A 26,337-nucleotide genomic window follows, 5' to 3' on the forward strand; every position below is an offset into this window, starting at 1 on the left:
GAAATTCACGTTTTTAACTCATGAAAAATTCAGTCAAAAATGACCGCACTTTAATGGAACAAACGCGCCCACATCTCTCGCACAAACGCCCGTTCTGCACAAAATTCCGACGCATCTACCACAGAGGGTAAGCCGAGTAAATTCAAATGGTGAATACGGTTGCGCAGGTCCACATAACATTGTTTTAAGCGTTCGCTGTCAGCATCAGAAATCACGCCATATTCCGCCATGATCTCGAAAATCCGTACGTTATCTGACCAACGGGTGAGTGCGGGCTGTTGCTGCGAATGCGCCAACACCAAATATTGTGCGATAAATTCAATGTCTGTGATGCCGCCTTGGTCGGTTTTAATATTGAATTGGACGTCATCATGTTTTGCCAAATGTTCATACATTTTTTCCCGCATTTCGCAGACATCTTGTTTCAGTTGAACTACGTCCCACGGAGCAGAAAGCACTCTGTGGCGAATGGTTTCAAATTCGTCCCGTAGTTTCTGTTCGCCGAACACAGCGCGGCTACGCACCAAGGCTTGTTTTTCCCAGGTCCAGGCTTCGTTTAGTTGATAGTTTTCAAAGGCGGAGAAAGAGCAACCAAGCAATCCTGCATCGCCGGATGGGCGCAGGCGCATGTCCACGTCATATAAAATCCCGGCGCTGGTATTCATGCTGAAGATACTCACGATTTTTTGCGCTAAACGTAAATAAAATTGGTTGCTGTCGATGACTTTTTTGCCGCCAACGGTTTGACTGTTGCCAGCGGGATCGTATAAGAAGACGAGATCTAAGTCAGATTTATAGCCTAATTCAATGCCGCCCAATTTGCCGTAGCCCACCACGAGGAAGTTTTTCTCTCCTTCTGCCAAATGTTCGGGCACCCCAAAACGCACGGCGATTTGTTGCCATGCCAAATTAACCACCGCGCTGATAATCGCCTCTGCCAAATAGGTGAGATGATCGCTCACTTTCATCACCGGCAACACACCGAGAATATCGGCCGCGGCAATACGGAGCAGGGCAGCGTGCTTAAACTGGCGCAAGCCGTCGATAAATTGTTCTTCGTCATCTTCGGGCAGGCGCAATAAATATTGCTGTAATTCTGAGGCGTACTCGGTAAAGTGCGGTGGATTTCGCAGGGATTTTTGATCGAGCAATTCATCGAGCAAAATCGGGTGGCGCGCCACTTGTTCTGCAATAAATTTTGATTGGGCGCAAAGTTCGATAAGTTGTGTCAAGGCTTGCGGATTCTCTGCTAACAGTTCGAGGTAAGTGGTGCGCGTGAGGATTTTTTCAATAATCGTCAAAATCCGTGGCAGTAAAACAGGGCTGTTGGGCGTGTGTAAAACTTGTTCCAGCAGGTTTGGCATTAAGCGATTAAGCACTGCCCGCCCGCGCACACCAATGGCATAACGGGGCAATTCGTTGCGAAATTGCAACAGACGATCCAACACCGCATCTTGTTCCGCCTCCGGCACACCGTTTTGTTGTAAAATGCTGAGTAATTCTTGTTCGTCAAAATCCGTTTCGAGGAAATCTTCCCACGCATTTTCCGATGTGTTTTCCTCTTGCTCATCACCAATTAATGACTGAAAAACCGACCGCACTTTGCGCTGATGTTCTTGTAACACGGCGAGAAAACTCGCCCAATCGTGAATCGGGTAGGTGACGGGAACACTTTCTTGTTGCGCACCCCATTGGGTAAATTCCGCGCAGGCGAAGATTAAACGTTGACGATCCAATTCGTTATCGGGCAGTTGTTGGGTTTGTTGATCTTTGATGGCTTGCAGCACATTTTCCGCGCGACGTAGAAATAAATAGGCGTGGCGCAAATCGGATTCCTGTTCGATGGAAATCAAATTTAGCCTGCTCAGTTCCGGCAATAAATTCAGCAATTCGTGTTGCTGCAAGGCAATTTCCCGCCCACCGCGAATTAACTGGAAAACCTGCGCGATAAACTCAATTTCACGAATGCCGCCCGCGCCCAATTTGATGTTATCGGTGAGGTTGCGGCGGCGCACTTCCCGTTCGATTTTTTGTTTCATCTCACGCAATGCTTGAATTACGCTGAAATCGATGTAGCGACGATATACAAACGGGCGCAATAAATTTTGTAAAACAGTGACATTCGGATCCGTTGCTTGCGCACCCAAAATGCGACCTTTGATCATGGCGTAACGTTCCCAATCGCGCCCTTGATCCTGATAATACTGCTCCATGGCGTTAAAACTGAGTGCCAGCGCGCCGCTGTCGCCAAAGGGACGTAAACGCATATCCGTGCGGTACACAAAGCCATCGGCAGTGTATTGATCCAATGCGTTAATCAAACGTTGCCCCAAACGGGTGAAAAACTTCGCATTATCTACGCTTCGGCGCGCACCTACGGTTTCCCCTTGGCTTGGATAAGTAAAAATCAAATCAATGTCGGAAGAAAAATTCAGCTCAAAGCCACCCAATTTCCCCATACCGAGAATATATAACTGCTGCGCGTTGCCCTGCGCACCCATCGGTGTACCCATTTCTTCACAAGCCCGCGCATAAAGCCAATCCCGCGCACCAATAATCAGGCTTTCCGCCAGTTGCGACAAACGAATAAAAACCTGTTCCACCGTGGCGAAATTCAGACTTTGGCAAACACTCAGCTTCACCATTTCACGGGCGCGAAACAGACGTAATTCCCGATAAAGTTGCTCTTCCGTTTGCACATGCTGTAACACTTCATCCAACCGCTCGGCGTACTGGTCACAGTCCTCAAAGTGCGGTAGTTTTTCCCAACATTTTGCTAAAAACGTAGGCTGTTTCTGCCACGCCTCCGCCACAAAATCCGACATCGCCACCGCCACAGCCATTTGCCCAATATTCGTTGCGGGATCTTCTCTTTGTTGTTCAATTTGTTCAAACAAAGTGGAATCGAATTTTTCCGGAAAAGAGTGAATTAAAGCTTCCGCGAGCGAATGGAATTTATCGGCAAATTGAGCAACAAAAGACATGGTGAATCCTTATGAAAAATGGTGCGTAAACTTTAGCATGAAATGGGGAAAATTTCAGGGGAGAAAAAGTGTGATTGGCATCTCAGAATGAGAGAAAGGTGTTAGATGATATGCAATATTTTTGATACGCTCTGACTACAATAAGTGTGATGTTATTTTTCTAAAAAATCTAAATTTATTCTTAAAGAAACCACGTCTTATTTATTAAATAAAAATGATGGTATATTAAACCTTAGGAAGTCACTATGTCCCAATCTGTTATCCGCTACGCCCATTCCGCCCAAGACAAACTCGGCAACCTCTTGCCTTACGAACATTGGCAAACCTTGCAAAGCCATTCGGTAAATGTTGGCGAAATGGCGGCGGAGTTTGCTCGGGTATTCGGTGCGCAGGAAATTGCCTGCCAGACGGGGAAATTGCATGATTTGGGGAAATATTCAGAAGCCTTTAATCACCGATTGCATGGTGGCCCCTCAGTCGATCATGCTACTGCGGGAGCAAAAATTGCTGTCGAGCGTTGGGGAAATGTTATCGGCAAGCTGATGGCGTTTTGCATTGCGGGGCATCATGCCGGATTGGCAAATGGAAACGGTGAAGGCGATAACCGTCACACGTTAAAGGATCGTTTGGCTTTGAAATTTGGCAAAGATATTCCCGCCCTCGATAACCTGTGGCAACAAGAAATCAAGCTCCCTCAAAACCTGTCCGCACCGCCACTCAAGGCCGACACGCATCATCCTTTTTTCTCCTACGCTTTCTTCACCCGAATGCTCTATTCCTGCTTGGTGGATGCCGATTATCTCGACACTGAAGCCTTTTATTTAAACCTAGAAAACAAAGCCAGTGAGCGCGACGGTTATCCCGATCTAAACGCCTTACAACACAATTTCAATCAATTCATCAACAATTTCAGACGACGTATCGCCCAAGCTCCAGAGCAAACCGAAGCCGAAAAACGCAATGCCGCCTTAAACCGCCTGCGTAGCGAAATTCTGGATCATGCCGTAGAACAAGCGGCGCAACCGCAAGGACTGTTCACGCTCACCGTGCCGACCGGCGGTGGTAAAACCTTCACTTCCATGGCATTCGCACTGGAACACGCCAAACGGCACGGTATGCGACGTGTGATTTACGTCATCCCGTTCACCAGCATCATCGAACAAAATGCCGCCGAGTTTCGCAAAGCCTTTGGCGAATTGGGCGAACAAGCCGTGTTAGAACACCACAGCACCTTCGACGACGGCAAACTGCAAAATGAGGCCGCCAAAGACAAATTGCGCCTTGCCTCGGAAAACTGGGACGCACCGATTGTCGTGACCACCGCCGTGCAATTCTTCGAATCCCTCTTTGCCGACCGCTCCTCACGCTGCCGCAAGCTGCACAACATCGCAGGCTCCGTCATCATCCTCGATGAAGCGCAAATGCTGCCGCTCAATCTTTTGCTACCCATCATGCAAGCCATCAAAGAATTGGCGCAAAACTATCATTGTTCTGTCGTCATGTGTACCGCCACCCAGCCTGCCGTGCAAGCCGAAAACGGCTTCTATCGCGGCTTTGAAAACGTGCGCGAAATCGCCCCAAAACCGACCGCACTTTTCGACAAACTACGCCGCACCACCGTGCAACACATCGGTACACAAACCGACGCCGACCTGCTCGCCAAACTTGGTGAACACCCGCAAATGCTCGTCATCGTCAACAACCGCCGCCATGCCCGCAGCCTGTACGACCAAGCCAAACACCTTGACGGCACGTTCCACCTGACCACCTTAATGTGCGCCAAACACCGCAGTCAAAAGCTTGATGAGATCCGAGGCCGTCTGAAAAACGGCGAACCTTGCCGCGTCATCGCCACCTCCTTAATCGAAGCCGGCGTTGATGTGGATTTTCCGCTGGTGATGCGCGCCGAAGCAGGTTTAGACAGCGTTGCGCAAGCCGCCGGACGCTGCAACCGCGAAGGCAAAAGGCCGTCTGAAAACAGCTTTGTCTGGATATTCGCACCCGAAGACAAATGGAAAGCCCCGCCCGAACTTGCCACCCAAGCCGCCGTTATGCGCCTGACCGCCGACAGTTTTTCAGACGACCTCTTATCCACCCAAGCCGTTGCCGCCTATTTCGCCGAGCTTTATCAATTAAAAGGCAGTGAGCTGGACAATAAAAAAATTCTGAAAATGCACAACGATACAGGGCAAAGCCTCGATTTCCCATTCCAAACCATCGCCGACAAATTCCGCATGATCGAAAGCCATATGCAGCCGCTGATTATTCCGTTCGATGGTGAGGCCGAAAACCTCATCAGCAGCCTGCACCACGCCGACCACATCGGCGGACTCTTACGCAAACTGCAACCCTACACCGTCCAAATCCCCGAAAAAGCTCTCGCCGCTTTGTATAAAGCAGGGCGTATCGAACCGATTAACGAGAAAAACTTCGGCAAACAGTTTTATACGCTGATTGGGTTGGATTTGTATGATGACGTGGCGGGCTTGAGTTGGGAGGATATGGAGTTTTTGAAGGGGGAGAATTTGGTATTTTGATAACAAATTTCATGAGTTAAGAATTTATAGCGAGTGTACTAACTCGTTTTTTAAACTAAATATTATTAAAGGAGCTGATTATGACTAAAGATTGGATTCTACAAACAAAAGAAACTCGTCGTAAATTTGCCAATTCTACTTGGATTCCCTTAAGGTCAATTTGTGAAAGTGAAGAAGGAGATACTCAAAATATTGGTTATGTATCTGAATTATTTTTATGTAATTCTCTTGCTTTTCCTCCTGAACATAAAGATTTGGGTGAAAATTTAGGGTGGTCAGATATAGGAATGATAGGGGTAGAACCATATGCTTTTGGCAGTGGGCATTACAAAACAATCGATCAGTATGAGTGGAATGAAAAAGAACCCGTAGGCGTACATCTTATTTTTGATCATCCTCAACCTGTTATTGGAGGACGCAAGTGGATTATAAATCCAGATTTAATAGTAGCTCTTAGATTAATCAAAGAAAAAAATAGCTGGGTCAGACCAGAGGAAGATTTTGTTGAAGTGATTCGTGAGTCTTTTGATGATGAAGGAAATCATGTGCAAATTGAGATTAAAAAAGAATTCTTAATTGATTATTTGGCAGCAAGAAACCTTTCTCTTCGTCTTACTTACTATCGTCAACGGGTAGAAAACGTTGAAGAAATTGAAAGTAGTGAATATGCGGGCTTGGGAAGTTATCAAGAGGAGCGAGATCAAGGACAATTTAAATTACTTATTCGCAGCTTAAACGATGTTTATGGCGGAAGTTGGGCCTCCTTTCGTGTATGGCGAACTGATATAGATGAAGAGGATGACGCTCCAGTAATGGGGCTAGAGACGAATGAAAATACTGAATCTGAAAGTTCTCAAGGTTTTCATGATGGTTATAGAGGGATAAGAGTAGAAGGAGAATTTTGGCGAGATGAATGGATTGAACATCAAGGTATAAGTACCCGAGTTCGCTACGATAAAGAGCCAAATCTACCAACATTCATTGTAGAAACTGATGGAACAAGAATGCCTTCTACCGAATTAGATAATGAAGATATTGGGAGGTGGTTGTTTTTTCGCTCCAACATTGTGAATGAATTGCTTAAACATCGTGGATTTTCTTTGAAATGGTACACAGCAGAGACAGGCTGTATTCACTCCACATCGGGCTATCATACTCATTTTGGAATTAATGGTGCCGATTTAATTACAGTATATGCTTATGATGTCGCCAAACTTCCATCATGGGAGCAACGTATTTGGGCTGCTCATAATGTTGTTCCAGAAGGGAAGGTCTCCAGTGAATTATTAGCTTCGCAAGTTAGAGTTCAGCCTGCATCTACACATGCTGTTGAAGACTTGTTATTTAAAGTTATGCGAATGTTGGAAGCAAGTTTCAAAAAGAAGTTTAATGTTGATTTATTTTCCCATGACATCAATGATTCAGAGCTTTTGCAGCAGATTTCACGTTTTTCAAGTACTGATAGAACATCATTATTAAGGCTGGCAAAAGATTTGGTTCGTATTTTTACCGATAGACTTAATGTTAAAGCTCTTCGTGAGTTATCTAACCACAAGGATAAAAACAAACTAGGTTCTAATAAATTATTACAAAATATCGTAGCTCAAAAAATTGGAGAAGATTATGCCCATAAGATTTTTGGTGTCATTGTTGGTGTTTATGATATGAGGCTTGGAGATGCGCATCCTACCGGCTCAAAAATTGAAGAAGCAATAAAACTGGCTGGAATAGATGAAAACCAATCTTTTTTGAGACAAGGCGAGCAGCTTATTTCCAATTTCGGTCAAGCAATTTGGTATATCGAAAGCATTCTGTTTAGAGAATCAGAATAAGATTTGAAACTATTTAAGTGCGGTCAATTCTCCCACCATTTTTAAACGTCGCCTGAAACCGCACTTTCCAACCAAAAGGAGAACCAAATGAACCAAATCTGCCTACATGTTTGGGGCGATTATGCCTGTTTTACCCGTCCAGAGATGAAGGTGGAGCGGGTGTCTTATGATGTCATCACGCCGTCGGCGGCGCGCGGAATTTTGGCGGCGGTGCATTGGAAGCCGGCGATTCGGTGGGTGATTGACCGGATTTATGTGTTGAAGCCGATTCGGTTTGAGTCGGTGCGGCGCAATGAGTTGGGCGGCAAGATTTCAGCGGGTAAGGCCAGCGGCGCGATGAAGCGCAAGAGCGTTGCCGATTTATATACGCTGATTGAAGACGATCGCCAGCAGCGCGCGGCGACGGTGCTTAAAGACGTGGCTTATGTGATTGAAGCCCATGCGGCGCTGACGGCAAAAGCGGGGGCGGATGAGACCGTTACCAAGCATATTGAGATGTTCAAACGCCGTGCGAAAAAGGGGCAATGCTTTCAGCAGCCTTGTTTGGGCGTGCGTGAATTTCCTGCCGATTTTGCGTTGATTGACGAAGGCGAGCCGCTGCCGTCGTCAGCGTTATCTGAAAGCGAGGCAAACCTTGATTTAGGCTGGATGCTGCACGATATTGATTTTGATCACGGCAACACGCCGCATTTTTTCCGCGCACAAATGAAAGAGGGCGTGATTGATGTGCCGCCGTTTTACGCCGAGGAGGTGAAAGCATGATTCTTGCGTCCCTTGCCCGCTATTACCGCCGTTTGGCGGCGGAAGCCGATGAAATGGGCAATCCGAAAGTACCACCTTATGGCTTTAGCGAGGAGAAAATCGGCTGGATCTTGGTGTTGGATAAAGAAGGTCGTCTGAAAACTGCCGTGCCGAATCTGACTGCCGATAAAAAGCCGCAGCCGAAGCTGATGAGCGTGCCTCGCCCTGAAAAACGCACATCAGGCATCAAACCGAATTTTTTGTGGGATAAAACCGCCTACGCGCTTGGCGTGGAAGCCAATAAAAACAAAGCCGAAGCCAAAGAAAAACCCTTTACGTCGTCTGAAAAAACTTTTGATGCCTTCAAGCAATACCATCTCGATTTACTGCAAAACAGCGACGATGAAGGCTTACAAGCCTTGTGCCGTTTTCTGCAAAACTGGCAGCCTGCACATTTCGCTGCCGAAAATCTGCCAGCCGAAATGCTCGATGCCAACATCGCATTTTCTCTTGAAAAACCGACCGCACTTATCCATAAACGCGAAGCCGCACAAAGCTTGTGGGCAGGCTGCCTGAAAAGCGACGAAGCACTCGAGGGCTTGTGCCTGATTAGCGGCGACACTGCCCCGATTGCGCGGCTGCATCCGGCGATTAAAGGCGTGTTTGGCGGGCAAAGCTCCGGCGGTTCGATTATTTCGTTCAACAAAGAAGCCTTTGCTTCTTTTGGCAAGGAGCAAGGCGCAAATGCGCCCGTTTCCGAACAATCCGCCTTTGCCTACACCACCGCGCTGAACTATCTGTTGCGCCGCGAAAATAATCACTGTCTGACCATCGGCGATGCCAGCACGGTCTTTTGGGCGGAAGCGGACGATAGCGCAACGGCGCAGGCTGCCGAGAGCTTCTTCGCGCAAGTGTTCACGCCGCCGGATGATGAACAAGAAAGCGCCAAAGTTTTCAACGTATTGGAACAAATCGGCAACGGTCGCCCGCTGCAAGAAATTGCGCCCGAACTCTCTCCCAATACCCGTTTTTATATCTTAGGGCTTGCCCCCAATGCCGCGCGGATTTCTGTTCGCTTTTGGTTGGACACCACGTTTGGGCAGTTGGCAGAAAATTTGGCGCAGCATTGGCAAGATTTAGCCCTTGAGCCTTGCGCGTGGAAAACGCCGCCGTCTATTTGGCGACTTTTATTGCAAACTGCCGTATTGGGCAAAAGCGAAAACATCTCGCCCGTGTTAGCTGGTGAAATGACCCGCGCCGTGATTTGCGGCACGCCGTACCCCTTGAGTTTGCTGTCGCAACTGATTACCCGAATCCGCGCTGACGGCGACGTGAACGGCCTGCGCGTGGCAATGATGAAAGCCGTATTAGAGCGGCGTTTTAGAAAAGGTTTTATCGAAGAAGGAGTTCCTATGAGTTTGAACAATGAAAGTCCGAATCGCGCCTATCTTTTAGGGCGGCTGTTTGCCGTGTTGGAGCGTATTCAATATCAGGCGTTGGGCGAATTAAACGCCGGCATTGCCGATCGCTATTACGGCTCTGCATCCGCCGTGCCGTTTTCGGTTTTTCCGCGCCTTTTGTCGGGTGCAAAACACCATTTGTCGCGCTTGCGTAAAGACAAAGCCGGCATGGCGGTGAATTTGGATAAAGATTTGGGCGAAATCATTGCCAAACTGCCCGAAACCTTTCCGCGCCATTTGAGCATTGACGAGCAAGGCCGCTTCGCCATCGGCTATTACCATCAAAAACAAAGTTATTTTGCTAAAAAAGAAACCGCTGAAACCATTGAAAATTAAGGAGCCAGAAAATGTCTGCCATTCAAAACCGCTATGAATTTGTTTACTTTTTTGATGTAACCAACGGCAACCCCAACGGCGACCCCGATGCGGGCAATATGCCACGTCTTGACCCCGAATCCAGTAAAGGTTTGGTAACCGATGTCTGCCTGAAACGCAAAATCCGTAATTTTGTAGAAATCAGCAGCGAAAACGAAGCCGGTTACGAAATCTATGTCAAAGAAAAAAGTGTGTTAAACCTGCAAAACAAACGCGCTTATGAAGCACTTGGCATTGAATCTGAAGCCAAAAAACTACCCAAAGACGAAGCCAAAGCCCGCGACATCACCGCCTGGATGTGCAAAAACTTCTTCGATATCCGCACCTTCGGCGCGGTGATGACCACCGAAGTCAACAGCGGACAGGTGCGCGGCCCGGTACAACTGGCGTTTGCCCAATCCATCGACCCGATTGTGCCGCTGGAAGTTTCCATCACCCGCATGGCGGTAACCAACGAAAAAGACTTGGAAAAAGAGCGCACTATGGGGCGCAAATACATTGTCCCTTACGCGCTCTACCGTGTGCACGGTTTTATCTCCGCCAACCTTGCCGCCAAAACCGGCTTTTCAGACGACGATTTAGCCAAACTCTGGCAAGCCCTGACGTTGATGTTTGAACACGACCGCTCCGCCGCCCGTGGCGAAATGGCGGCGCGCAAATTGATTGTCTTCAAACACGACAGCGCACTCGGCAGCCAGCCTGCACATAAATTGTTTGACGCCGTGAAAGTCGAACGCGTAAACGGCGAATCAGGTACGCCTGCAAGCGGTTTTGGCGATTACAAAATCAGCGTGGTTTCAGACGGCTTAAATGGCGTGAGTGTGGAAGAATTGCTGTAAAAACACTTAAAAAGATGACCGCACTTTTAACCGAAACTCAAAGGGAAAATCAGGACACGCGCCTGATTCCCCTTTCCGCCCTGCAACACTACGCCTTCTGCCCGCGCCAATGCGCGTTAATTCACAACGAGCAGGCGTGGGCGGAGAACTATTTGACCGCGCAGGGAAGAGCGTTACACGAGCGGGTGGACTCGGGCGAGCCGGAAACGCGCAAGGGCGTGCGCTTTGAGCGGACAGTGCATGTGTCTGCGGAGAAATTAGGTATCACCGGCGTGTTGGATTTGGTGGAAGTAGAAACAAAAACAGGCCGTCTGAAACCCGTGGAATACAAACGTGGCAAGCCCAAACCCGATCCGATGGACGAAATCCAGCTTTGCGCCCAAGGTTTGTGCTTGGAAGAAATGACCGGGCAAACCATCTTCGAAGGCGCGCTGTGGTATATGCAAACCCGCCACCGCGTCCCCGTCGTATTTTCAGACGACCTGCGCACCCAAACACTCGCCACCATCTCTGCAGTCCGTGAATTACTGGAAAGCGGACAAACCCCGCCGCCCGACTACGGCAAACGCTGCAAAGCCTGCTCGCTAGTGGAGATTTGCCAGCCGGAGTTGTTGGGGAAACGGGATAGGAGTGTGGGGTATGTGGAGGGGTTGTTTGGGGAAGATTAGACTACGGGATAATAAATCTTATTTAATTGTATTTAAAACTGAAATTAATATTGGAGGATGTTATGGATACTACTGGGAACAATTTTTCTATAGAAGAGGATGAGTTTTTAGATGATGAATTGGACGAACTTATGAAGAAGTTCGAAAAATTTGAAGAAGAAATGGAAAGTGCTCATCAAGGATTAGATAAATTATTCAATTTACATGATTTTACTTTAGAGTTGTATGAAAAACTTGATGAATGCATGGGTAATTTAAAGCAGTTAGAAAAAATTATTCCTAATATATCTGATTCAGATGTTTTTTTATTAGGTTGTTTTTATTGCAATATATGTTCTGCATTAGAAGGATTTACTCATGAGTTTGTATCTATTTTAATTAAAAATGAGGTGGATATTGATGAGGATAGTCTTGTTTCATCTGCAAATAATAATTTAGGTAAGAAAAGGAAGTTGTTAAATAATATTAATGAAATTATTGAGATTTATAAAAATAAAACCATAAATAACCCTTTTGAAATAGCTGAATTATGCAATTCATTATTCCATTTGAACATTAATTATAATGAGGCGAAATTTAAGAAAAATTGTAATGATATAATAAGAGTTAGAAATAGTTTTACACATAATAATGGCTATAACAATGGAGTTTATATAAATTTGAGCAAGAGTGATGTTAGGAACTTGCTTTCTTTTGTTGAACAATTCATCAATATAGTTACTAAAAAAATTATTGATAAGTTTGATCAACAACTATCTGATGTATTAGATAGGCATGGGTTCAGTACAGAACAAGAGTAGGTTGGGTTAGGCATAGGAGTAACCCAACAAAATACCGAAATATCCAGTTAAGGTCGTCTGAAAAAATATTTGGGAGACTGAATTGTTTTGTTGGATTACAGCGTTCTGCCTAATCCAACCTATCATTTTTAAGTAGCCCAATCATCGCCCCAAAAACTGCGGTCAAAACCCAAGGAGTTTCCCCATGCGCAAACTGCAAAACACGCTCTACATCACCACCCAAGGCAGCTATCTGCATAAGGAGCGGGAGACGATTGTGGTGGAGCAGGAGCGTAAGAAGGTGGCGCAGTTGCCAGTGCATTCCATCGGGCATATTTTCTGTTTTGGGAATGTGCTGGTGTCGCCGTTTTTGCTGGGGTTTTGCGGCGAAAATAATGTGAATTTGGCGTTTTTTACGGAAAACGGACGTTTCTTGGGGCGGCTTCAGGGACGGCAGAGCGGTAATGTGCTCTTGCGTCGGGCGCAGTATCGGGTGTCGGAGCAAAATCCCGTGCCGATTGCGCGCAATATCATTGCGGCGAAGATTCAGGCGAGTAAACGAGTGCTTCAGCGGCAGATTCGTAATTACGGCGAGAATGCGGCGATTCAAAGTGCGGTTGATGCTTTGAATATTTCGCTGCGGCAGTTGAAGGGCGCGGCGGAGCTGGACGTGGTGCGCGGCATTGAGGGCGATGCGGCGGCGCGTTATTTCGGCGTATTCGGGCTGCTTTTGAGCGAAAAAAGCGGCTTTACTTTTGACGGGCGCAACCGCCGTCCGCCCAGAGACGGGGTGAATGCGCTGTTGTCGTTTGTGTACAGCATTCTGGGCAAGGACATCAGCGGCGCGCTGCAAGGTGTGGGGCTGGATCCGCAGGTGGGCTTTTTGCACGCCGACCGCCAGGGGCGTGACAGTTTGGCGCAGGATATTTTGGAAGAATTCCGCGCATGGTGGGCAGACAGGTTGGTGTTGTCGCTGATTAACCGAGGGCAAATCAAACCGCAGGATTTCGTTACCGAAGCAAGCGGCGCGGTAAGCTTAAAAGCCGATGCGCGTAAGCTCTTGTTCCAAGCTTTGCAGGCGAAGAAGCAGGAGAAAATCGTTCATCCGTTTTTGGGCGAAGAAGTGGAAATTGGTTTGCTACCGTATATTCAGGCCATGCTGTTGGCGCGCCATTTGCGCGGGGATTTGGCGGAATACCCGCCGTTTTTGATGAGATAGACCATGTTAATGCTGATTACTTACGACATTTCTTTTGACGATCCAAACGGGCAAGCGCGATTGCGCCGTATCGCAAAACATTGCTTAGATTACGGTGTGCGAGCACAATATTCAGTATTTGAATGCGATGTCACGCCTGACCAGTGGGTTATGTTGAAAAACAAACTGTTGGAAACTTACGACCCCACATGTGACAGTCTGCGTTTTTACCATTTAGGCAGTAAGTGGCGCAATAAAGTGGAGCATCATGGGGCAAAACCGGCAGTAGATGTATTTAAAGATGTGCTTGTCATTTAGTTCGCTAACCTGTTGTTCTCATTAAAACCCTGATGGGATAGCGATCTTCATTTTCTTTAACAATTTGGATGAATTAATCTATTTGTATAACGACAATGTGGCCGTTATACTTACCAAACTCCTTATCATAAAATCAGTTAGCGAAATACAGTGGTTAATTTGCTGATTTTTCTTGCTTTTTTAGGTAGGGAGCAGCCGCCTCCGCGCGGCTGTGTGTTGAAACATTAATTTATATGGACGAAAATGCCTTCGTAGAAAGCAGCCGCCTCCGCGCGGCTGTGTGTTGAAACCCTTTACAGAATTATAGTATACCTTTGAATTTAGGGCAGCCGCCTCCGCGCGGCTGTGTGTTGAAACACCTAATGCCCATTTATACATTTCTTCATAAACTGCAGCCGCCTCCGCGCGGCTGTGTGTTGAAACATACCCAACAGGATTCCTCTCTGTTGTGTCTGATACGCAGCCGCCTCCGCGCGGCTGTGTGTTGAAACTAAGTACTGCTATTGCAACCCCAGTGGATACCGCGGGCAGCCGCCTCCGCGCGGCTGTGTGTTGAAACATCAAAGAAATGCGTCTATTAAGCCGCGATCTGCAGCAGCCGCCTCCGCGCGGCTGTGTGTTGAAACAACGGTAAATTCGCCCGCGTCGCTTCCTGGAAAAAGCAGCCGCCTCCGCGCGGCTGTGTGTTGAAACCATACATAGTCTACACCAATATTATATAAAAGCGCAGCCGCCTCCGCGCGGCTGTGTGTTGAAACACCCGTTTTAGGGCAAATGTATGCAATCTATTTAACGCAGCCGCCTCCGCGCGGCTGTGTGTTGAAACGGCTTTGTCGTAGGTTTTGCCGTCTTTGGCGTAACGCAGCCGCCTCCGCGCGGCTGTGTGTTGAAACTATCGAAGAAGAAACATTGGGGCGTTTGCGCTTAAGCAGCCGCCTCCGCGCGGCTGTGTGTTGAAACACCAGGGGAGAGCTCTTTAATTTTTGCAATGCGATGCAGCCGCCTCCGCGCGGCTGTGTGTTGAAACCGCCCCTTCGATTTGTGCGTGATACTCAGCCTCTGCAGCCGCCTCCGCGCGGCTGTGTGTTGAAACAACCAATACATCAGCGATGAATACTTGGTTGACTTACAGCCACCTTTGGGTGGCTGTGTGTCGATATATTACAATCCCCTTGCCCTTCCCCAACAAAATAGATAGACTGAACCCCGTTATTAGTCGGGGTGCTTTGTGCTGAGATCATACCCGTGAACCTGATACAGTTAATACTGACGTAGGAAACTAACGAGAAAATCATACTTCCTTTATTTTTCTCCACATCTTCTTCATTCGTCATTATTGCTGATTATCTTTTTTCATTAAAAAAGGAACAATGATGCAATATGAGTTTTGTCGTTCTGTGCCGGTAAATGGCGGAGGACGTTATGAGTAAAGTCGCGCAAGCGTTGACCATTGCCGGTTCGGATAGCGGTGGTGGCGCCGGAATTCAGGCAGATTTAAAAACATTTCAAATGCGTGGTGTGTTTGGTGCCTCGGTGATTACGGCCGTCACGGCGCAAAACACCTTAGGTGTCTTTGATATTCACGCCATCCCCCTTCAAACCATTCAAAGCCAGCTGAAAGCGATTGCTGATGATTTCACGATTAGCGCCTTTAAAATCGGTATGTTAGGTACTGCAGAGATTATCGAATGTGTCACTGAGGTATTAAATCAGTATCACTTCGGCTCGTTGGTGTTAGATCCTGTCATGATCGCCAAAGGTGGTGCGCCGTTGTTGCAACAAAGTGCGGTCGATTCTTTGAATACATTTTTATTGCCGTTGGCGGATGTGATTACGCCGAACTTGCCGGAAGCCAAGGCGCTGACAGGCGTGGAGGTCATTGACGATCAAACAGCGCAACAAGCGGCGCAAATCTTGCAGGCGCGTGGCGTGAAAACTGTAGTGATTAAAGGCGGACACAGCGCGCATTCGCAAAGTGCGGTATGCCGCGATTGGGTGTTTACCCCTGAAGGGCACTTTACATTAGAAAGTCCACGTTATGCGACAACACAAACGCATGGTACAGGTTGCACGTTTTCTGCGTGTATGACAGCAGAACTTGCCAAGGGCGCTTCCGTGGAACAGGCGATTAAAACAGCAAAAGACTACATTACGGCGGCAATCAGCCATCCGTTAAATATCGGTCATGGACATGGACCGACTAATCATTGGGCTTATCAAGACAAGGCATAATTCATACTGAGGAACAGACACATGAAAAAAACAACGTTAATTTTGACCGCACTTTCTTTATGCACCGGCACCGCATTGGCGAATCATCATGAAGAAACCGTGAATATTTATACTTACGATTCTTTTACCTCTGATTGGGGCGCTGGTCCGAAAGTGAAGCAAGCATTTGAACAGCAATTTCCGTTTTGCAAAGTGAATTATGTCCCGTTTGAAAGCGGTGGTACGTTGTTTAATCGTGTGCGTTTAGAAGGCCATAAAACCAAAGCGGATATCGTGTTGGGCTTGGATAATTTTGTGTTGGACGAAGCGAAAAAAAGTCATTTATTTGATGCGAATAACGTGGATTTAAGCAAACTTTCTTTACCAAACCAATGGACGGATAACACGTTCTTGCCTTACGATTTCGGTACTTACGCCTTTGTTTATGACAAAAATAAAGTGAAAAATCCACCGAAAAGCCTGAAAGAATTGGTAGGGCGGGAAGATTTACGTGTGATCTATCAAGATCCGCGTACCAGTAGCGTGGGACGTGGTTTATTAGTGTGGATGAATACGGTTTATTCAGCAGACCAAGTGGCGCAAGCCTGGCAACAACTTGCCAAACACACAGTTACGGTGGGCAAGGGCTGGTCTGACACTTACGGCGCATTCCTGAAAGGGGAGGCGGATGTCGTATTAAGTTACACCACTTCGCCGTTATATCACCAATTATTTGAAAATAAAGAGAATTATGCGGCAACCACGTTTGCTGAAGGCAATGTGATGCAAGTGGAATTGGCGGCGCGAATCGCAGAACATAAAAATCAATGTGCTGATCACTTCATGGATTTTTTGGTGACACCGGAAGCGCAAAAACAGATTGTCACGGCAAACGTGATGTTCCCGGTGATCCAAGCGCCGGTTGAACCGCACTTTGATGCCCTAAAAGAAAATGTGTTGAAGCAGTCTTTCTTGAATACCTCCAATGTTAGCCCAGAAACGTTGCGGAGTTGGATTCATCAATGGCAAACCACATTAACTCAATAATCTGAACGGTGTTTTTGTTGTCTCGTTCAGTGTTTACCCGCTTAGTATTTTCCAATCCGCAATTCCGCCCTCGTCATTATATGGGCGGAATTTGCGCCATTTTGCTCATTTCCCTGCTTTATAGTTTCGCCATGCGTGCTGTGTTGATGCAGGGCAGTGAGTTTCAGTGGCAACAGTTTTTTTCCGACAGTTATTTGCACCATGTTATCGCCTTTAGCTTTGGTCAGGCATTACTTTCTGCGTTGTTATCCCTGTTTTTCGGCGCACTGTTAGCCCGTGCTTTTTATTATGTGGAATTTGTCGGAAAAGCCTTTTTGCTGAAAATCATGTCGCTGACTTTTGTGTTGCCGGTGTTGGTGGCGATTTTCGGTTTAATCGGTATTTATGGTGCCTCCGGTTGGATCGCGCAATTCTTCCATTTTTTCGACCGCACTTGGACGGGCAGCATTTACGGTTTGTCGGGGATTTTAATCGCGCATCTTTTCTTTAATATTCCGCTGGCAACCAAACTGTTTTTACAAAGCTTGGAAAGCATTCCTTACGAACAGCACCAACTGGCGGCGCAACTGAATATTCGTGGCTGGCGCTTTGTGCGCTTGGTGGAATGGTATGCACTGCGTCGGCAGATGTTGCCGACTTTCAGCTTGATTTTCATGCTCTGTTTTACCAGTTTTACGGTGGTGCTTACCTTAGGTGGTGGGCCGCAATATACCACGCTAGAAACGGCGATTTATCAGGCGATTTTATTTGAATTTGATTTGCCGAAAGCAGCCGTGTTTGCCTTATTGCAGTTTGTGTTTTGTTTACTGCTGTTTATGTTTAGTAGCCTGTTCAATACCGCTTCACAAACCACCTTAAGCAGCCCGTATCGCTGGCTGGAGGCTCCGAAAAGTGCGGTCAAAATTTTCCATGTTTTTTTGCTCGGTGTTTTTGTGTGTTTTATGTTGTCGCCGTTGTTAAATATTTTGTTTAGCGCACTGACATCAGGAAAATGGCTGACGGCGTGGCACAATCCACAGCTGTGGAAAGCATTAACCTATTCTTTAACCATCGCGCCCGCGTCCGCTTTGCTGGCGTTGCTCATGGCGGTGGCATTGTTGTTATTATCACGCCGTTTGCAATGGCTTTATTATGTGAAAACAGCACAGTTTATTCTCAATGCCGGTATGGTGATTTTAGCTATTCCCATTTTGGTGTTGGCGATGGGGTTATTTTTGTTGTTGCGTGACGTAGATTTTACCAATGCCCATTTATTTGCCATTGTCGTTGTCTGTAACGCCTTGAGTGCCATGCCTTTTGTTCTGCGTATTTTGACCGATCCGTTCAACAATAATATGTTGTATTACGAACGCTTGTGTAATTCCCTTGGCATTGTCGGCTGGCAACGTTTTCGTCTGATTGAATGGCATGCGCTTCGTACACCGATAAACTATGCGCTTGCCTTGGCATTTGCCCTTTCCTTAGGGGATTTCACGGCGATTGCGTTGTTCGGCAATCAAGAATTTACCTCGTTGCCCCATTTGTTATATCAACAATTAGGCAGTTATCGTCACCAAGAAGCCGCTGTCACTGCCGGTATTTTGCTGTTATTATGCGGCGCTATTTTCGCCTTAATTGAAAATCAAAAGGAACAACATGATTCGCTTAGATAACGTATTTTTAGCGGATGACATACTGCCGATGACGTTTGATTTGCAGGTGGCGGCAGGGGAGCGTATTGCCATTATTGGCCCAAGCGGGGCAGGTAAAAGTACGTTGTTAAATTTAATTGCCGGTTTCGTGTTGCCAACACAAGGCAAGATTTGGTTAAACGGTGAAAACCATACGCGTAGCGCGCCGTATGAGCGGCCTGTGTCCATGTTGTTTCAAGAGAACAATTTATTTCCGCATTTAACCGTGCAACAAAATTTGGCATTGGGCTTAAAAACAAGCTTAAAATTGACCGCACTTGAGCAAGATCAGATCGAACAGGTTGCTGATGCGGTAGGATTAACATCCTTTTTATCCCGTCTGCCAAACAGTTTGTCGGGCGGACAAAAACAACGGGTCGCCTTGGCGCGTTGTTTATTGCGCGATAAACCGATTTTGTTGTTGGACGAGCCATTTTCTGCGCTCGATCCTGAATTGAGACTGGACATGCTCAATTTGATTGATGAACTTTGCCACAGTAAAAACTTAACATTGTTACTTGTGACCCATCAACCGTCAGAGCTGATGGGCAAAGTGGATCGTATGCTTCGCATTGAAAATGGTCGGATAAGCCAGCAAGAAAAATGCGCTTAAAATGCACCGCACTTTTTATTTACTTTGTTTTACTTAAGGAGACCTATGTCAACTAGTACCTTACAAATTTACTCCATCACACCGCATCCAACCGCAGAATATTGGTCGGTGTGCAAAGTAGAAGCGTTGTTTGAAACCCCATTTTTAGATTTAATTTATCGTGCGGCACAAGTTCATCGCAAAAACTTTAACCCACGCGCGATTCAGCTTTCTACCTTAATGTCGATTAAAACCGGCGGTTGTCCGGAGGATTGTGGTTATTGTCCGCAATCAGCGCGTTACCATACAGGCGTCCAAAATCAAGAGTTATTAAACGTGGAAGACATCGTGGCGAAAGCCAAAATTGCCAAAGCGCGTGGGGCAGGGCGTTTCTGCATGGGCGCCGCATGGCGTGGGCCGAAACCGAAAGACATCGCCAAAGTGACAGAAATCATCAAGGCGGTAAAAGCGCTTGGTATGGAAACTTGCGGTACTTTTGGTTTATTGCAAGATGGCATGGCGGAAGAATTAAAAGACGCAGGCTTGGATTACTACAACCACAACCTAGACACCGCACCGGAACATTACAGCGAAGTGATTGGTACACGTCGTTTTGACGATCGTATCAGTACTTTAGGCAAAGTACGCAAAGCCGGTTTGAAAGTGTGTTGTGGCGGGATTGTGGGCATGAATGAAACCCGTAAAGAGCGCGCGGGACTTATTGCCAGCCTAGCAAATTTGGATCCGCAACCGGAATCCGTTCCTATCAACCAATTAGTGAAAATCGAAGGCACACCGCTTGCCGATGCAGAAGATTTGGATTGGACAGAATTCGTGCGCACTATCGCCGTGGCGCGTATCACTATGCCAAACAGTTACGTCCGCTTATCCGCCGGTCGCCAAGGCATGAGCGAAGAAATGCAGGCAATGTGCTTCATGGCGGGGGCTAACTCCATTTTCTACGGCGACAAACTGCTTGTGACGGGTAACCCGGAAGAAGACGGCGACCGTTTATTGATGGAAAAACTCGATTTAGAGCCGGAAACGGAAGAGAACAAGCATCTGCGTTGATGGTTAATTGAAACATATAAAAAAGCCACTTTGGCGTCAAAGTGGCTTTTTGTGTTTACGGATTTTTGTGGTATTTGAAATTACTTCAATTGTCCTTTAATTGCCTCAGCAACGAATTCTGCCTCAGGACCAAGGATAACTTGTAACCCGTCGTTACCAAGTTTGACGTTGCCTTTGGAGCCGAGGGATTTAAGTTGTGCTTCGTCAATTTTGCTACGATCCGCTAAGGTTAAACGTAAGCGAGTGATACAAGCGTCAACGGTTTTTAGGTTATCGGCACCGCCTAAAGCGTCGATAAATTTAACCGCTCTTTCTTCACGAGAGTGATTGTGTTCACTTTGTTCTTCTTTTGGCTCTTCAGCTTCTTCGGTACGACCGATAGTTTTTAAGTTGAAGGCTTGGATAGCAAAGCGGAAAACAACGTAGTAAATGGTGAAGAAGACTAAGCCTTGTACCAATAACATGTACCAGTCAACGGCTAATGGGTTGCGTGAAGATAGCACCATATCCACTAAACCTGCGCTGAAGCCGAAGCCCGCAATCCAGTGCATGCTCGCTGCGATAAACACGGAAATACCGGTTAATAATGCGTGTAACACATAAAGAATCGGTGCCACGAACATGAAGGAGAATTCAAGTGGTTCGGTGATACCGGTGAAGAAGGAAGCAAAGGCACCCGCCAACATGATGGAAGCCACTTTCACTTTTTGGCTTGGTTTTGCACATTGGTAAATCGCCAATGCTGCACCCGGTAAACCGAACATCATGACCGGGAAGAAACCGGCTTGGTACATACCGGTGACACCTACCGTAGCAGTGCCTTCAGCGATGGATTTTGCACCACCTAAGAAGTTAGGAATGTCGTTAATGCCGGCAACGTCAAACCAGAATACAGAGTTTAACGCGTGATGTAAGCCCACCGGAATTAATAGACGGTTGAAGAAACCGTAAATACCCGCACCCACAGCGCCTAAATCTTTGATGGATTCACCGAAAGACACTAGTGCGTTGAAGATGTAAGGCCATACATAAAGCAGAATGAAAGAAAGGGCAATCATGGCGAAAGAGACCACAATCGGCACTAAACGTTTTCCGCTGAAGAAGGACAGGGCTTTTGGCAACTCTACTTGATAGAAACGGTTGTAAAGTTCAGCAGAAAGCACACCGATTAAGATCCCGATAAATTGGTTATTGATTTTACCGAAAGCAGCAGGCACTTGAGTTGGATCAAGATGTTGTAATTGTGCCACGCCACCCGGTGCGAGTAGGGTCGTCACAACATAGTAACCCACTAAACCGGAAAGAGCGGCAGAACCGTGTTTGTCTTTGGATAAACCGAAAGCAACACCCACGGCAAATAATAAGCCCATGTTGTCGATGATGGCAGCACCGGATTTGATCAGCAATGCGGCAAGTTGGCTATTCGCCCCCCAACCGTCCGGGTCTAGCCAATAACCAATACCCATTAGTACAGCAGCTGCCGGTAATACGGCAACCGGTACCATTAAGGCTTGCCCGATTTTTTGGGCATAACTGAGAATACTCATAAGAACTCCTTTAATTTATTGATTCCATAAAATAATTTTTTTAGGCCTGCGTAGCATAGCGCAATCAGATTTCTTTTTTCAAATGAAAAGGTGTGTATTTGTGAAGTTATCACAGCTCTGTTGGCGTTGTGCTAAGCAGGTTAAAAACAAAATAACGGATCAAGCGTACTTAATCCGTTAAATTGATACTAAAAGAAGATTATTCTACTTTTAATTGTTTGCCGTCATAGCTCATGGTTTGAACAGATGTTAACGCTTTGCCGCCTTCTGTTTCACCGCCAATGAGCAATACTTTGTTGTCATAAGATACGGCAACACCGTAACCGATACCTGCAGGCAATTCGCCGACAATTTTCCATTTACCGTTGTTAAGGGTGTAAATGTCTTTATGCCATGCTTTGCTCAAGCCTTTATGAGCATGCAACATACCTTCTTTGAATTGTTTTACAGAACCTGGGAAGTTTGCACCGCCGGTGACTAAGTAATGACCGTGGCTGTAACCTGCCATCGCACCTGCTAAACCATCTTGGCTTTGACCTTTTGGTGCCGGTAAATCAGGTAAGTTTTTCCATTGAACACCTTTCGCAGTGAATTTACCGGAATGAGTTTCTGCCGTACGCAAGCCCGGTTTGATTTCACCGTTCACGACAACTAAATCATCACCTTGAATGGTAAATGCTGCACCAGCACGACCGGAGAATGGTACGCGACCTTCATTGCGCCATTTGTTGGTAGATGGCTCATAGCTTAATAATTCGGTTGTGAAGAAATAATCTTCAGGGCGCTGTTCGAAATACGCTTTGGTGATTTCGTCTTTTTTCGCTTTGTCTTCACCGGCTGCAACAGTGTCTTGGAAGAAACCGTTGAAAATAGACAAGTTAGAACCTCCTACGATATACACTTTATCACCGTGTGATGCGCCGGTAGAGCCTACTAAACCGCGTGGTGAGCGGGTTGGTAATTTGCTCCAAGTATTATCAGCCGGGTTATAGCTGTAAGCATCGTTGACTAATTGTAATTCGCCTTTTTCATTTTTTTGTAATCCGCCGAATACATATAATTTGCCGTCAACAGCCGCAGCCACCGGTTGGTTACGGTCACCGCCCGGGAATGCAGCGATTTCTTTCCATTGCGCGTTCGGGGTTTTTAAATCTAACGCATAGAATTTGTCACCGCCTGTACCTAAGCCCACATAAACAGTATCGCCAATTAATGCACCGGCACCGCTTTTAATACCTACCGGTAAGTCAGGATAAGCAGCAGCTTGCGCTGTCGCAGCAAAAGTGGTTGCAGCAAAGAAAAGAGCAGCTAATGTTGTTTTTTGAAATTTCATAATAAACCTCGTTTTTGAGTTATTGTTTGCTATTCGTAAACGGCATGAATAGGTTTTTATGTTTTGAAATTACTGATGCTTAGACAGGTTTAGCAATTGTAATTTCTCTGGGTAAGCAAAGTGCGGTTGAAATTTACTGCGTTTTGCAACCGCACTTTTAGGTTCCTAAGGTATTAACAAATTCGGGATGAATGTGATGATACTTGGGAAAATGGTAATTAATACCAAGGTCACGAAAATCGGGATTAAGAATGGTAATACGCCTTTCGTTACTGTGGAGACGGACATGTTACCCACGCGTGCGACCACGAATAACGCCATACCCATCGGTGGGGTTAAGATACCAATCATCATGTTCAAGGTTGTCATAACACCGAAGAACACAAGGTCGATACCGAATTGCATGGCGATTGGAATTAACATTGGTAATACAAGGAATTGTAATGCTAAGGCGTCAATGAACATACCGAGGAACAATAACAAGGCATTGATCATGACTAACACCATTAACGGAGAATCCGCCACTGCAACGAATACGTCTGCAATACGCATTGCCACTTGTTCACGTGCGATCATGTCACCGAAGAAGGTTACGGTCATAATCATTAATGCAACAACACCGGTAATGGACATCGCTTCCACACAGCTGTTGAAGAGCATTTTCAAGGTTAATTCTTTATACACAAATTTACCGATAATGATGGAGTAGGCAGCTGCAACCACCGCAGATTCAGTTGGGCTGAATAAGCCGGAGAAGATCCCGCCGATAATCAATAATGGGGTTAAAATTGCCCAGAATGCTCTTTTGAATGACGTGCAAAGTTCTTCACGGGTCGCTTTTGGTGTTCTTTGATAGCCACGTTTTTTGGAGACGTAGTAGTTCATTGCCATGAGAGCGATGGTGACTAATATCCCCGGTACGAAGCCGGCAATAAAGAGTTTTGCAATGGATTCGTTCGCGATAACACCGTAAATGATCATGGCAATACTTGGCGGAACCAATGGACCGATGATACAAGAGGCTGCAGTGATACCGCCGCAGATGTCATCATCATAACCTGCATCACGCATGGCTTTGATTTCTAATTGACCTAAACCACCCGCATCGGCAAGTGCAGAACCTGACATGCCGGAGAATAACAAGCTTGCACCGATATTAACGTGCCCCATACCGCCGGTATAGTGGCCAAGTAAGGCTTTGGCGAAGTTAAAGATACGTTCGGTGATACCGCCGGTGTTCATTAAAATCCCGGTAAGAATATAGAATGGCACAGCAAGGAGTGGGAAGCTATTCAAACTCATGGTGAGTTTTTCAGAGGCCGCATTTACCACGTTCCAACGGGTCATGGAGAAGTAGAGTAGGGTCGTGATAAATAATGACCAACCTACCGGTACGCCCAAGAACATGATGACTAACCAGAAGAGCAATGCCACATAGACTGCATTGGAGCCAAATTTGACATATTCGGTTACGCGTAGGACTTTGTACCAGTCAGGGGCCAGGAATAAAATGCCTAATAAAACGACCGCACTTACGATAAAGAAGGTTGCCGGTAAATAACTTTTGTTTTGTTTGAAGTTGTCTGCTTGCGCTTGGAAGAAGCGAACGAGCATTAATACGGCAATGATTGGTAAGGAGGCATAGATCCATTTTTCAGAAATACCGCCTAGCGCATCAATTGGGAAACTGGCACCTAAATAGGTTTTGATACCAAAGTGGATAAAGAAAATCACACCAAGGAAAATCACGATTTGTACGAATGTATTGGTGATTTTTTTGACTGCCGGTGGCATTAAGTTAGTCAAGAAGTCGATATAAACGTGCTCTTGTTTTCTGACGGCAACGCTAATGCCGAGCATACCGACATAAACGAACAGCAATTTGGCAAGTTCTTCACTCCAAATTAATGGCGAGTGGAAAGCTTGTCTGAATAGAATTTGCAAAACAAGAATGCAGAATATCACGAGGAATAATGCCCCACCGATCCATTCTTCGAGTTTATTAAAGATTTTCATATTCAACTCCGTTGAATAATAAAGGAGAGAAAAAGCGTGCCTGCCGAAACAGGCACACGAATAAGAGAATTATTTGCTTACAGCTTGAATTTGTTTAAGTGCTTCTTCGCCTTTCGCACCGTTTTGTTTTACAAAGTCAGCATAGAAAGGTTTCATTGCTTCTTTGAATGGAGTGAGATCCGGATGTGTTACGGTTACACCTTGTTTTTCAAAGAAAGTCACTAATTCTTTTTCGCCGTCAACGAATAATTTGGTGTGGTATTCTGCGGCTTTTTGTGCTGCATCACGAACCACTTTTTGTAAGTCAGCCGGTAAGTCAGCAAAAGTTTCGTTACTTACAAGATAAAGTTGGTCGTTCAAAATGTGGTTGGTCATAGCCAAGTATTTTTGCACTTCATAGAATTTTTGTGCTTGAACCGTTGCCAATGGGTTTTCTTGACCGTCAACGGAGTTAGTTTGTAATGCTAAATACACTTCGGAGAATGCCATTGGTGTTGGGGATGCGCCAACGTATTTCGCATAGGCTAAGTTAGTCGCTGCGTTTGGTACGCGTAATTTTAAGCCTTTCATATCGGCAATGCTGTTGATTGCACGGTTAGAGGTGGTTTGGCGTGTACCGTTATAGGCTTGGGATAATAATGTTAAGCCTAAATCTTTGTTCATTTTTTGGATTAAATCTTTACCAAATGCGGTATCGAATAACGCTTTTTGTGCCACGCTGTAGTCAGTGATGACATAAGGTAATGCAAATACGGCTGCTTCAGGATAGAACAATTGGAAACGGGCAGATTCAGCAAAAGTGAAGTCTAACGCACCGTCTTTTAATTGTTTTAACATGGCGCGGTCGTCACCTAATTGAGAACTTGGGTAAAGTGAAATTTCGATTTTGCCGTTAGATTTTTCTTTCACTTCTTTGGCAAACATTTCAGCGGCTTTGTATTCGTTAGAAGACGTACCTGCGTTCATACCGAATTTTAAATCATACTCTGCAGCGTTAGCAGCGGAAGTCACACCTAATGCGATTGCAGTGGCAAGGAAAAGTTTTGCTAGTTTCATAAGCTACTCCTGTAATGATAGTAAGTTAATTGATGTTTTGAAACATAGTTAGATTACAACTCG

19 protein-coding genes, 1 CRISPR repeat array and 1 riboswitch are annotated in these 26,337 nt (G+C 46.1%); of the genes, 14 read left to right on the forward strand and 5 right to left on the reverse strand.

Annotated features, from left to right (window positions below):
- Nucleotides 1–50: 50 nt before the first annotated feature.
- A complete protein-coding gene (gene glnE, locus AC30SH_RS03200) occupies nt 51–2,984 on the reverse strand; it encodes a bifunctional [glutamate--ammonia ligase]-adenylyl-L-tyrosine phosphorylase/[glutamate--ammonia-ligase] adenylyltransferase (RefSeq protein WP_489582098.1) in 2,934 nt (977 codons plus the stop codon).
- A 245-nt stretch (nt 2,985–3,229) separates the two neighbouring features.
- Between glnE and cas3 the strand changes: the two genes are divergently transcribed.
- From cas3 to bioB, 14 genes are all read left to right on the forward strand, one after another.
- Nucleotides 3,230–5,521 carry a CRISPR-associated helicase Cas3' gene (gene cas3, locus AC30SH_RS03205; RefSeq protein WP_489582099.1) on the forward strand — a complete coding sequence of 764 codons (2,292 nt, stop codon included), beginning with the start codon at nt 3,230–3,232 and terminating at the stop codon, nt 5,519–5,521.
- An 80-nt stretch (nt 5,522–5,601) separates the two neighbouring features.
- On the forward strand, nt 5,602–7,353 hold the full coding sequence (locus AC30SH_RS03210) for a hypothetical protein (RefSeq protein ID WP_489582100.1): 1,752 nt from the start codon (nt 5,602–5,604) through the stop codon (nt 7,351–7,353).
- Between the two features lie 87 nt (nt 7,354–7,440).
- Nucleotides 7,441–8,115 carry a type I-C CRISPR-associated protein Cas5c gene (gene cas5c, locus AC30SH_RS03215; RefSeq protein ID WP_489582101.1) on the forward strand — a complete coding sequence of 225 codons (675 nt, stop codon included), beginning with the start codon at nt 7,441–7,443 and terminating at the stop codon, nt 8,113–8,115.
- Nucleotides 8,112–9,890, forward strand: coding sequence for a type I-C CRISPR-associated protein Cas8c/Csd1 (cas8c, locus tag AC30SH_RS03220; protein ID WP_489582102.1), 1,779 nt, complete (start codon nt 8,112–8,114; stop codon nt 9,888–9,890). Before cas5c ends, cas8c begins: the two co-directional genes overlap by 4 nt.
- Nucleotides 9,891–9,901: 11 nt before the next feature.
- Nucleotides 9,902–10,768, forward strand: a complete 867-nt coding sequence (gene cas7c, locus AC30SH_RS03225; protein ID WP_005636528.1) for a type I-C CRISPR-associated protein Cas7/Csd2 — start codon at nt 9,902–9,904, stop codon at nt 10,766–10,768.
- The gene (gene cas4, locus AC30SH_RS03230) at nt 10,678–11,436 is read left to right on the forward strand and encodes a CRISPR-associated protein Cas4 (protein WP_489582395.1); all 759 of its coding nucleotides are present in this window, start codon (nt 10,678–10,680) and stop codon (nt 11,434–11,436) included. Before cas7c ends, cas4 begins: the two co-directional genes overlap by 91 nt.
- Nucleotides 11,437–11,498: 62 nt before the next feature.
- Nucleotides 11,499–12,236 carry a HEPN domain-containing protein gene (locus AC30SH_RS03235; protein ID WP_489582103.1) on the forward strand — a complete coding sequence of 246 codons (738 nt, stop codon included), beginning with the start codon at nt 11,499–11,501 and terminating at the stop codon, nt 12,234–12,236.
- A gap of 184 nt (nt 12,237–12,420) precedes the next feature.
- Complete coding sequence (gene cas1c / locus AC30SH_RS03240) at nt 12,421–13,434, forward strand: type I-C CRISPR-associated endonuclease Cas1c (protein WP_489582104.1); 1,014 nt, start codon at nt 12,421–12,423, stop codon at nt 13,432–13,434.
- 3 nt (nt 13,435–13,437) lie between these two features.
- Entirely contained in the window at nt 13,438–13,731 is a 294-nt protein-coding gene (cas2, locus tag AC30SH_RS03245; RefSeq protein WP_005702619.1) for a CRISPR-associated endonuclease Cas2, read from the forward strand.
- 191 nt (nt 13,732–13,922) lie between these two features.
- Nucleotides 13,923–14,824: direct repeats of the CRISPR family, unit length 32 nt; unit sequence GCAGCCGCCTCCGCGCGGCTGTGTGTTGAAAC.
- Nucleotides 14,825–14,938: 114 nt separating this feature from the next.
- Nucleotides 14,939–15,026: riboswitch (TPP riboswitch) on the forward strand.
- A 127-nt stretch (nt 15,027–15,153) separates the two neighbouring features.
- Entirely contained in the window at nt 15,154–15,963 is an 810-nt protein-coding gene (thiD, locus tag AC30SH_RS03250) for a bifunctional hydroxymethylpyrimidine kinase/phosphomethylpyrimidine kinase (RefSeq protein ID WP_489582105.1), read from the forward strand.
- 21 nt (nt 15,964–15,984) lie between these two features.
- Nucleotides 15,985–16,989, forward strand: coding sequence for a thiamine ABC transporter substrate binding subunit (gene thiB, locus AC30SH_RS03255; RefSeq protein WP_489582106.1), 1,005 nt, complete (start codon nt 15,985–15,987; stop codon nt 16,987–16,989).
- Nucleotides 16,990–16,997: 8 nt separating this feature from the next.
- On the forward strand, nt 16,998–18,641 hold the full coding sequence (gene thiP, locus AC30SH_RS03260; protein ID WP_489582107.1) for a thiamine/thiamine pyrophosphate ABC transporter permease ThiP: 1,644 nt from the start codon (nt 16,998–17,000) through the stop codon (nt 18,639–18,641).
- On the forward strand, nt 18,625–19,272 hold the full coding sequence (thiQ, locus tag AC30SH_RS03265) for a thiamine ABC transporter ATP-binding protein (protein ID WP_489582108.1): 648 nt from the start codon (nt 18,625–18,627) through the stop codon (nt 19,270–19,272). The genes thiP and thiQ overlap by 17 nt, the downstream gene beginning before the upstream one ends.
- A 45-nt stretch (nt 19,273–19,317) precedes the next feature.
- On the forward strand, nt 19,318–20,322 hold the full coding sequence (bioB, locus tag AC30SH_RS03270) for a biotin synthase BioB (RefSeq protein WP_479747467.1): 1,005 nt from the start codon (nt 19,318–19,320) through the stop codon (nt 20,320–20,322).
- A gap of 80 nt (nt 20,323–20,402) precedes the next feature.
- Here bioB and nagE read toward each other — a convergent pair whose 3' ends face one another.
- From nagE to AC30SH_RS03290, 4 genes are all read right to left on the reverse strand, one after another.
- Nucleotides 20,403–21,869, reverse strand: a complete 1,467-nt coding sequence (nagE, locus tag AC30SH_RS03275) for an N-acetylglucosamine-specific PTS transporter subunit IIBC (protein ID WP_109104185.1) — start codon at nt 21,867–21,869, stop codon at nt 20,403–20,405.
- 199 nt (nt 21,870–22,068) lie between these two features.
- Nucleotides 22,069–23,202 carry an N-acetylneuraminate epimerase gene (locus AC30SH_RS03280; protein WP_111294904.1) on the reverse strand — a complete coding sequence of 378 codons (1,134 nt, stop codon included), beginning with the start codon at nt 23,200–23,202 and terminating at the stop codon, nt 22,069–22,071.
- 165 nt (nt 23,203–23,367) lie between these two features.
- The gene (locus AC30SH_RS03285; protein ID WP_489582109.1) at nt 23,368–25,218 is read right to left on the reverse strand and encodes a TRAP transporter large permease subunit; all 1,851 of its coding nucleotides are present in this window, start codon (nt 25,216–25,218) and stop codon (nt 23,368–23,370) included.
- Between the two features lie 69 nt (nt 25,219–25,287).
- Nucleotides 25,288–26,274, reverse strand: coding sequence for a sialic acid TRAP transporter substrate-binding protein SiaP (locus AC30SH_RS03290; protein ID WP_212509760.1), 987 nt, complete (start codon nt 26,272–26,274; stop codon nt 25,288–25,290).
- Between the last annotated feature and the right edge of the window lie 63 nt (nt 26,275–26,337).

It is taken from the genome of Aggregatibacter sp. HK296 (genome assembly GCF_980469475.1).

What these genes read in the sequence shown, in the direction of transcription:
- cas1c (WP_489582104.1), top strand. Translation starts at nt 12,421, where the DNA reads ATGCGCAAACTGCAAAACACGCTCTACATCACCACCCAAGGCAGCTAT.
- AC30SH_RS03280 (WP_111294904.1), bottom strand. Translation starts at nt 23,202, where the DNA reads ATGAAATTTCAAAAAACAACATTAGCTGCTCTTTTCTTTGCTGCAACC.
- thiQ (WP_489582108.1), top strand. Translation starts at nt 18,625, where the DNA reads ATGATTCGCTTAGATAACGTATTTTTAGCGGATGACATACTGCCGATG.
- thiD (WP_489582105.1), top strand. Translation starts at nt 15,154, where the DNA reads ATGAGTAAAGTCGCGCAAGCGTTGACCATTGCCGGTTCGGATAGCGGT.
- cas2 (WP_005702619.1), top strand. Translation starts at nt 13,438, where the DNA reads ATGTTAATGCTGATTACTTACGACATTTCTTTTGACGATCCAAACGGG.
- cas7c (WP_005636528.1), top strand. Translation starts at nt 9,902, where the DNA reads ATGTCTGCCATTCAAAACCGCTATGAATTTGTTTACTTTTTTGATGTA.
- AC30SH_RS03290 (WP_212509760.1), bottom strand. Translation starts at nt 26,274, where the DNA reads ATGAAACTAGCAAAACTTTTCCTTGCCACTGCAATCGCATTAGGTGTG.
- glnE (WP_489582098.1), bottom strand. Translation starts at nt 2,984, where the DNA reads ATGTCTTTTGTTGCTCAATTTGCCGATAAATTCCATTCGCTCGCGGAA.
- nagE (WP_109104185.1), bottom strand. Translation starts at nt 21,869, where the DNA reads ATGAGTATTCTCAGTTATGCCCAAAAAATCGGGCAAGCCTTAATGGTA.
- cas5c (WP_489582101.1), top strand. Translation starts at nt 7,441, where the DNA reads ATGAACCAAATCTGCCTACATGTTTGGGGCGATTATGCCTGTTTTACC.
- cas3 (WP_489582099.1), top strand. Translation starts at nt 3,230, where the DNA reads ATGTCCCAATCTGTTATCCGCTACGCCCATTCCGCCCAAGACAAACTC.
- thiB (WP_489582106.1), top strand. Translation starts at nt 15,985, where the DNA reads ATGAAAAAAACAACGTTAATTTTGACCGCACTTTCTTTATGCACCGGC.
- bioB (WP_479747467.1), top strand. Translation starts at nt 19,318, where the DNA reads ATGTCAACTAGTACCTTACAAATTTACTCCATCACACCGCATCCAACC.
- AC30SH_RS03235 (WP_489582103.1), top strand. Translation starts at nt 11,499, where the DNA reads ATGGATACTACTGGGAACAATTTTTCTATAGAAGAGGATGAGTTTTTA.
- AC30SH_RS03210 (WP_489582100.1), top strand. Translation starts at nt 5,602, where the DNA reads ATGACTAAAGATTGGATTCTACAAACAAAAGAAACTCGTCGTAAATTT.
- cas8c (WP_489582102.1), top strand. Translation starts at nt 8,112, where the DNA reads ATGATTCTTGCGTCCCTTGCCCGCTATTACCGCCGTTTGGCGGCGGAA.
- AC30SH_RS03285 (WP_489582109.1), bottom strand. Translation starts at nt 25,218, where the DNA reads ATGAAAATCTTTAATAAACTCGAAGAATGGATCGGTGGGGCATTATTC.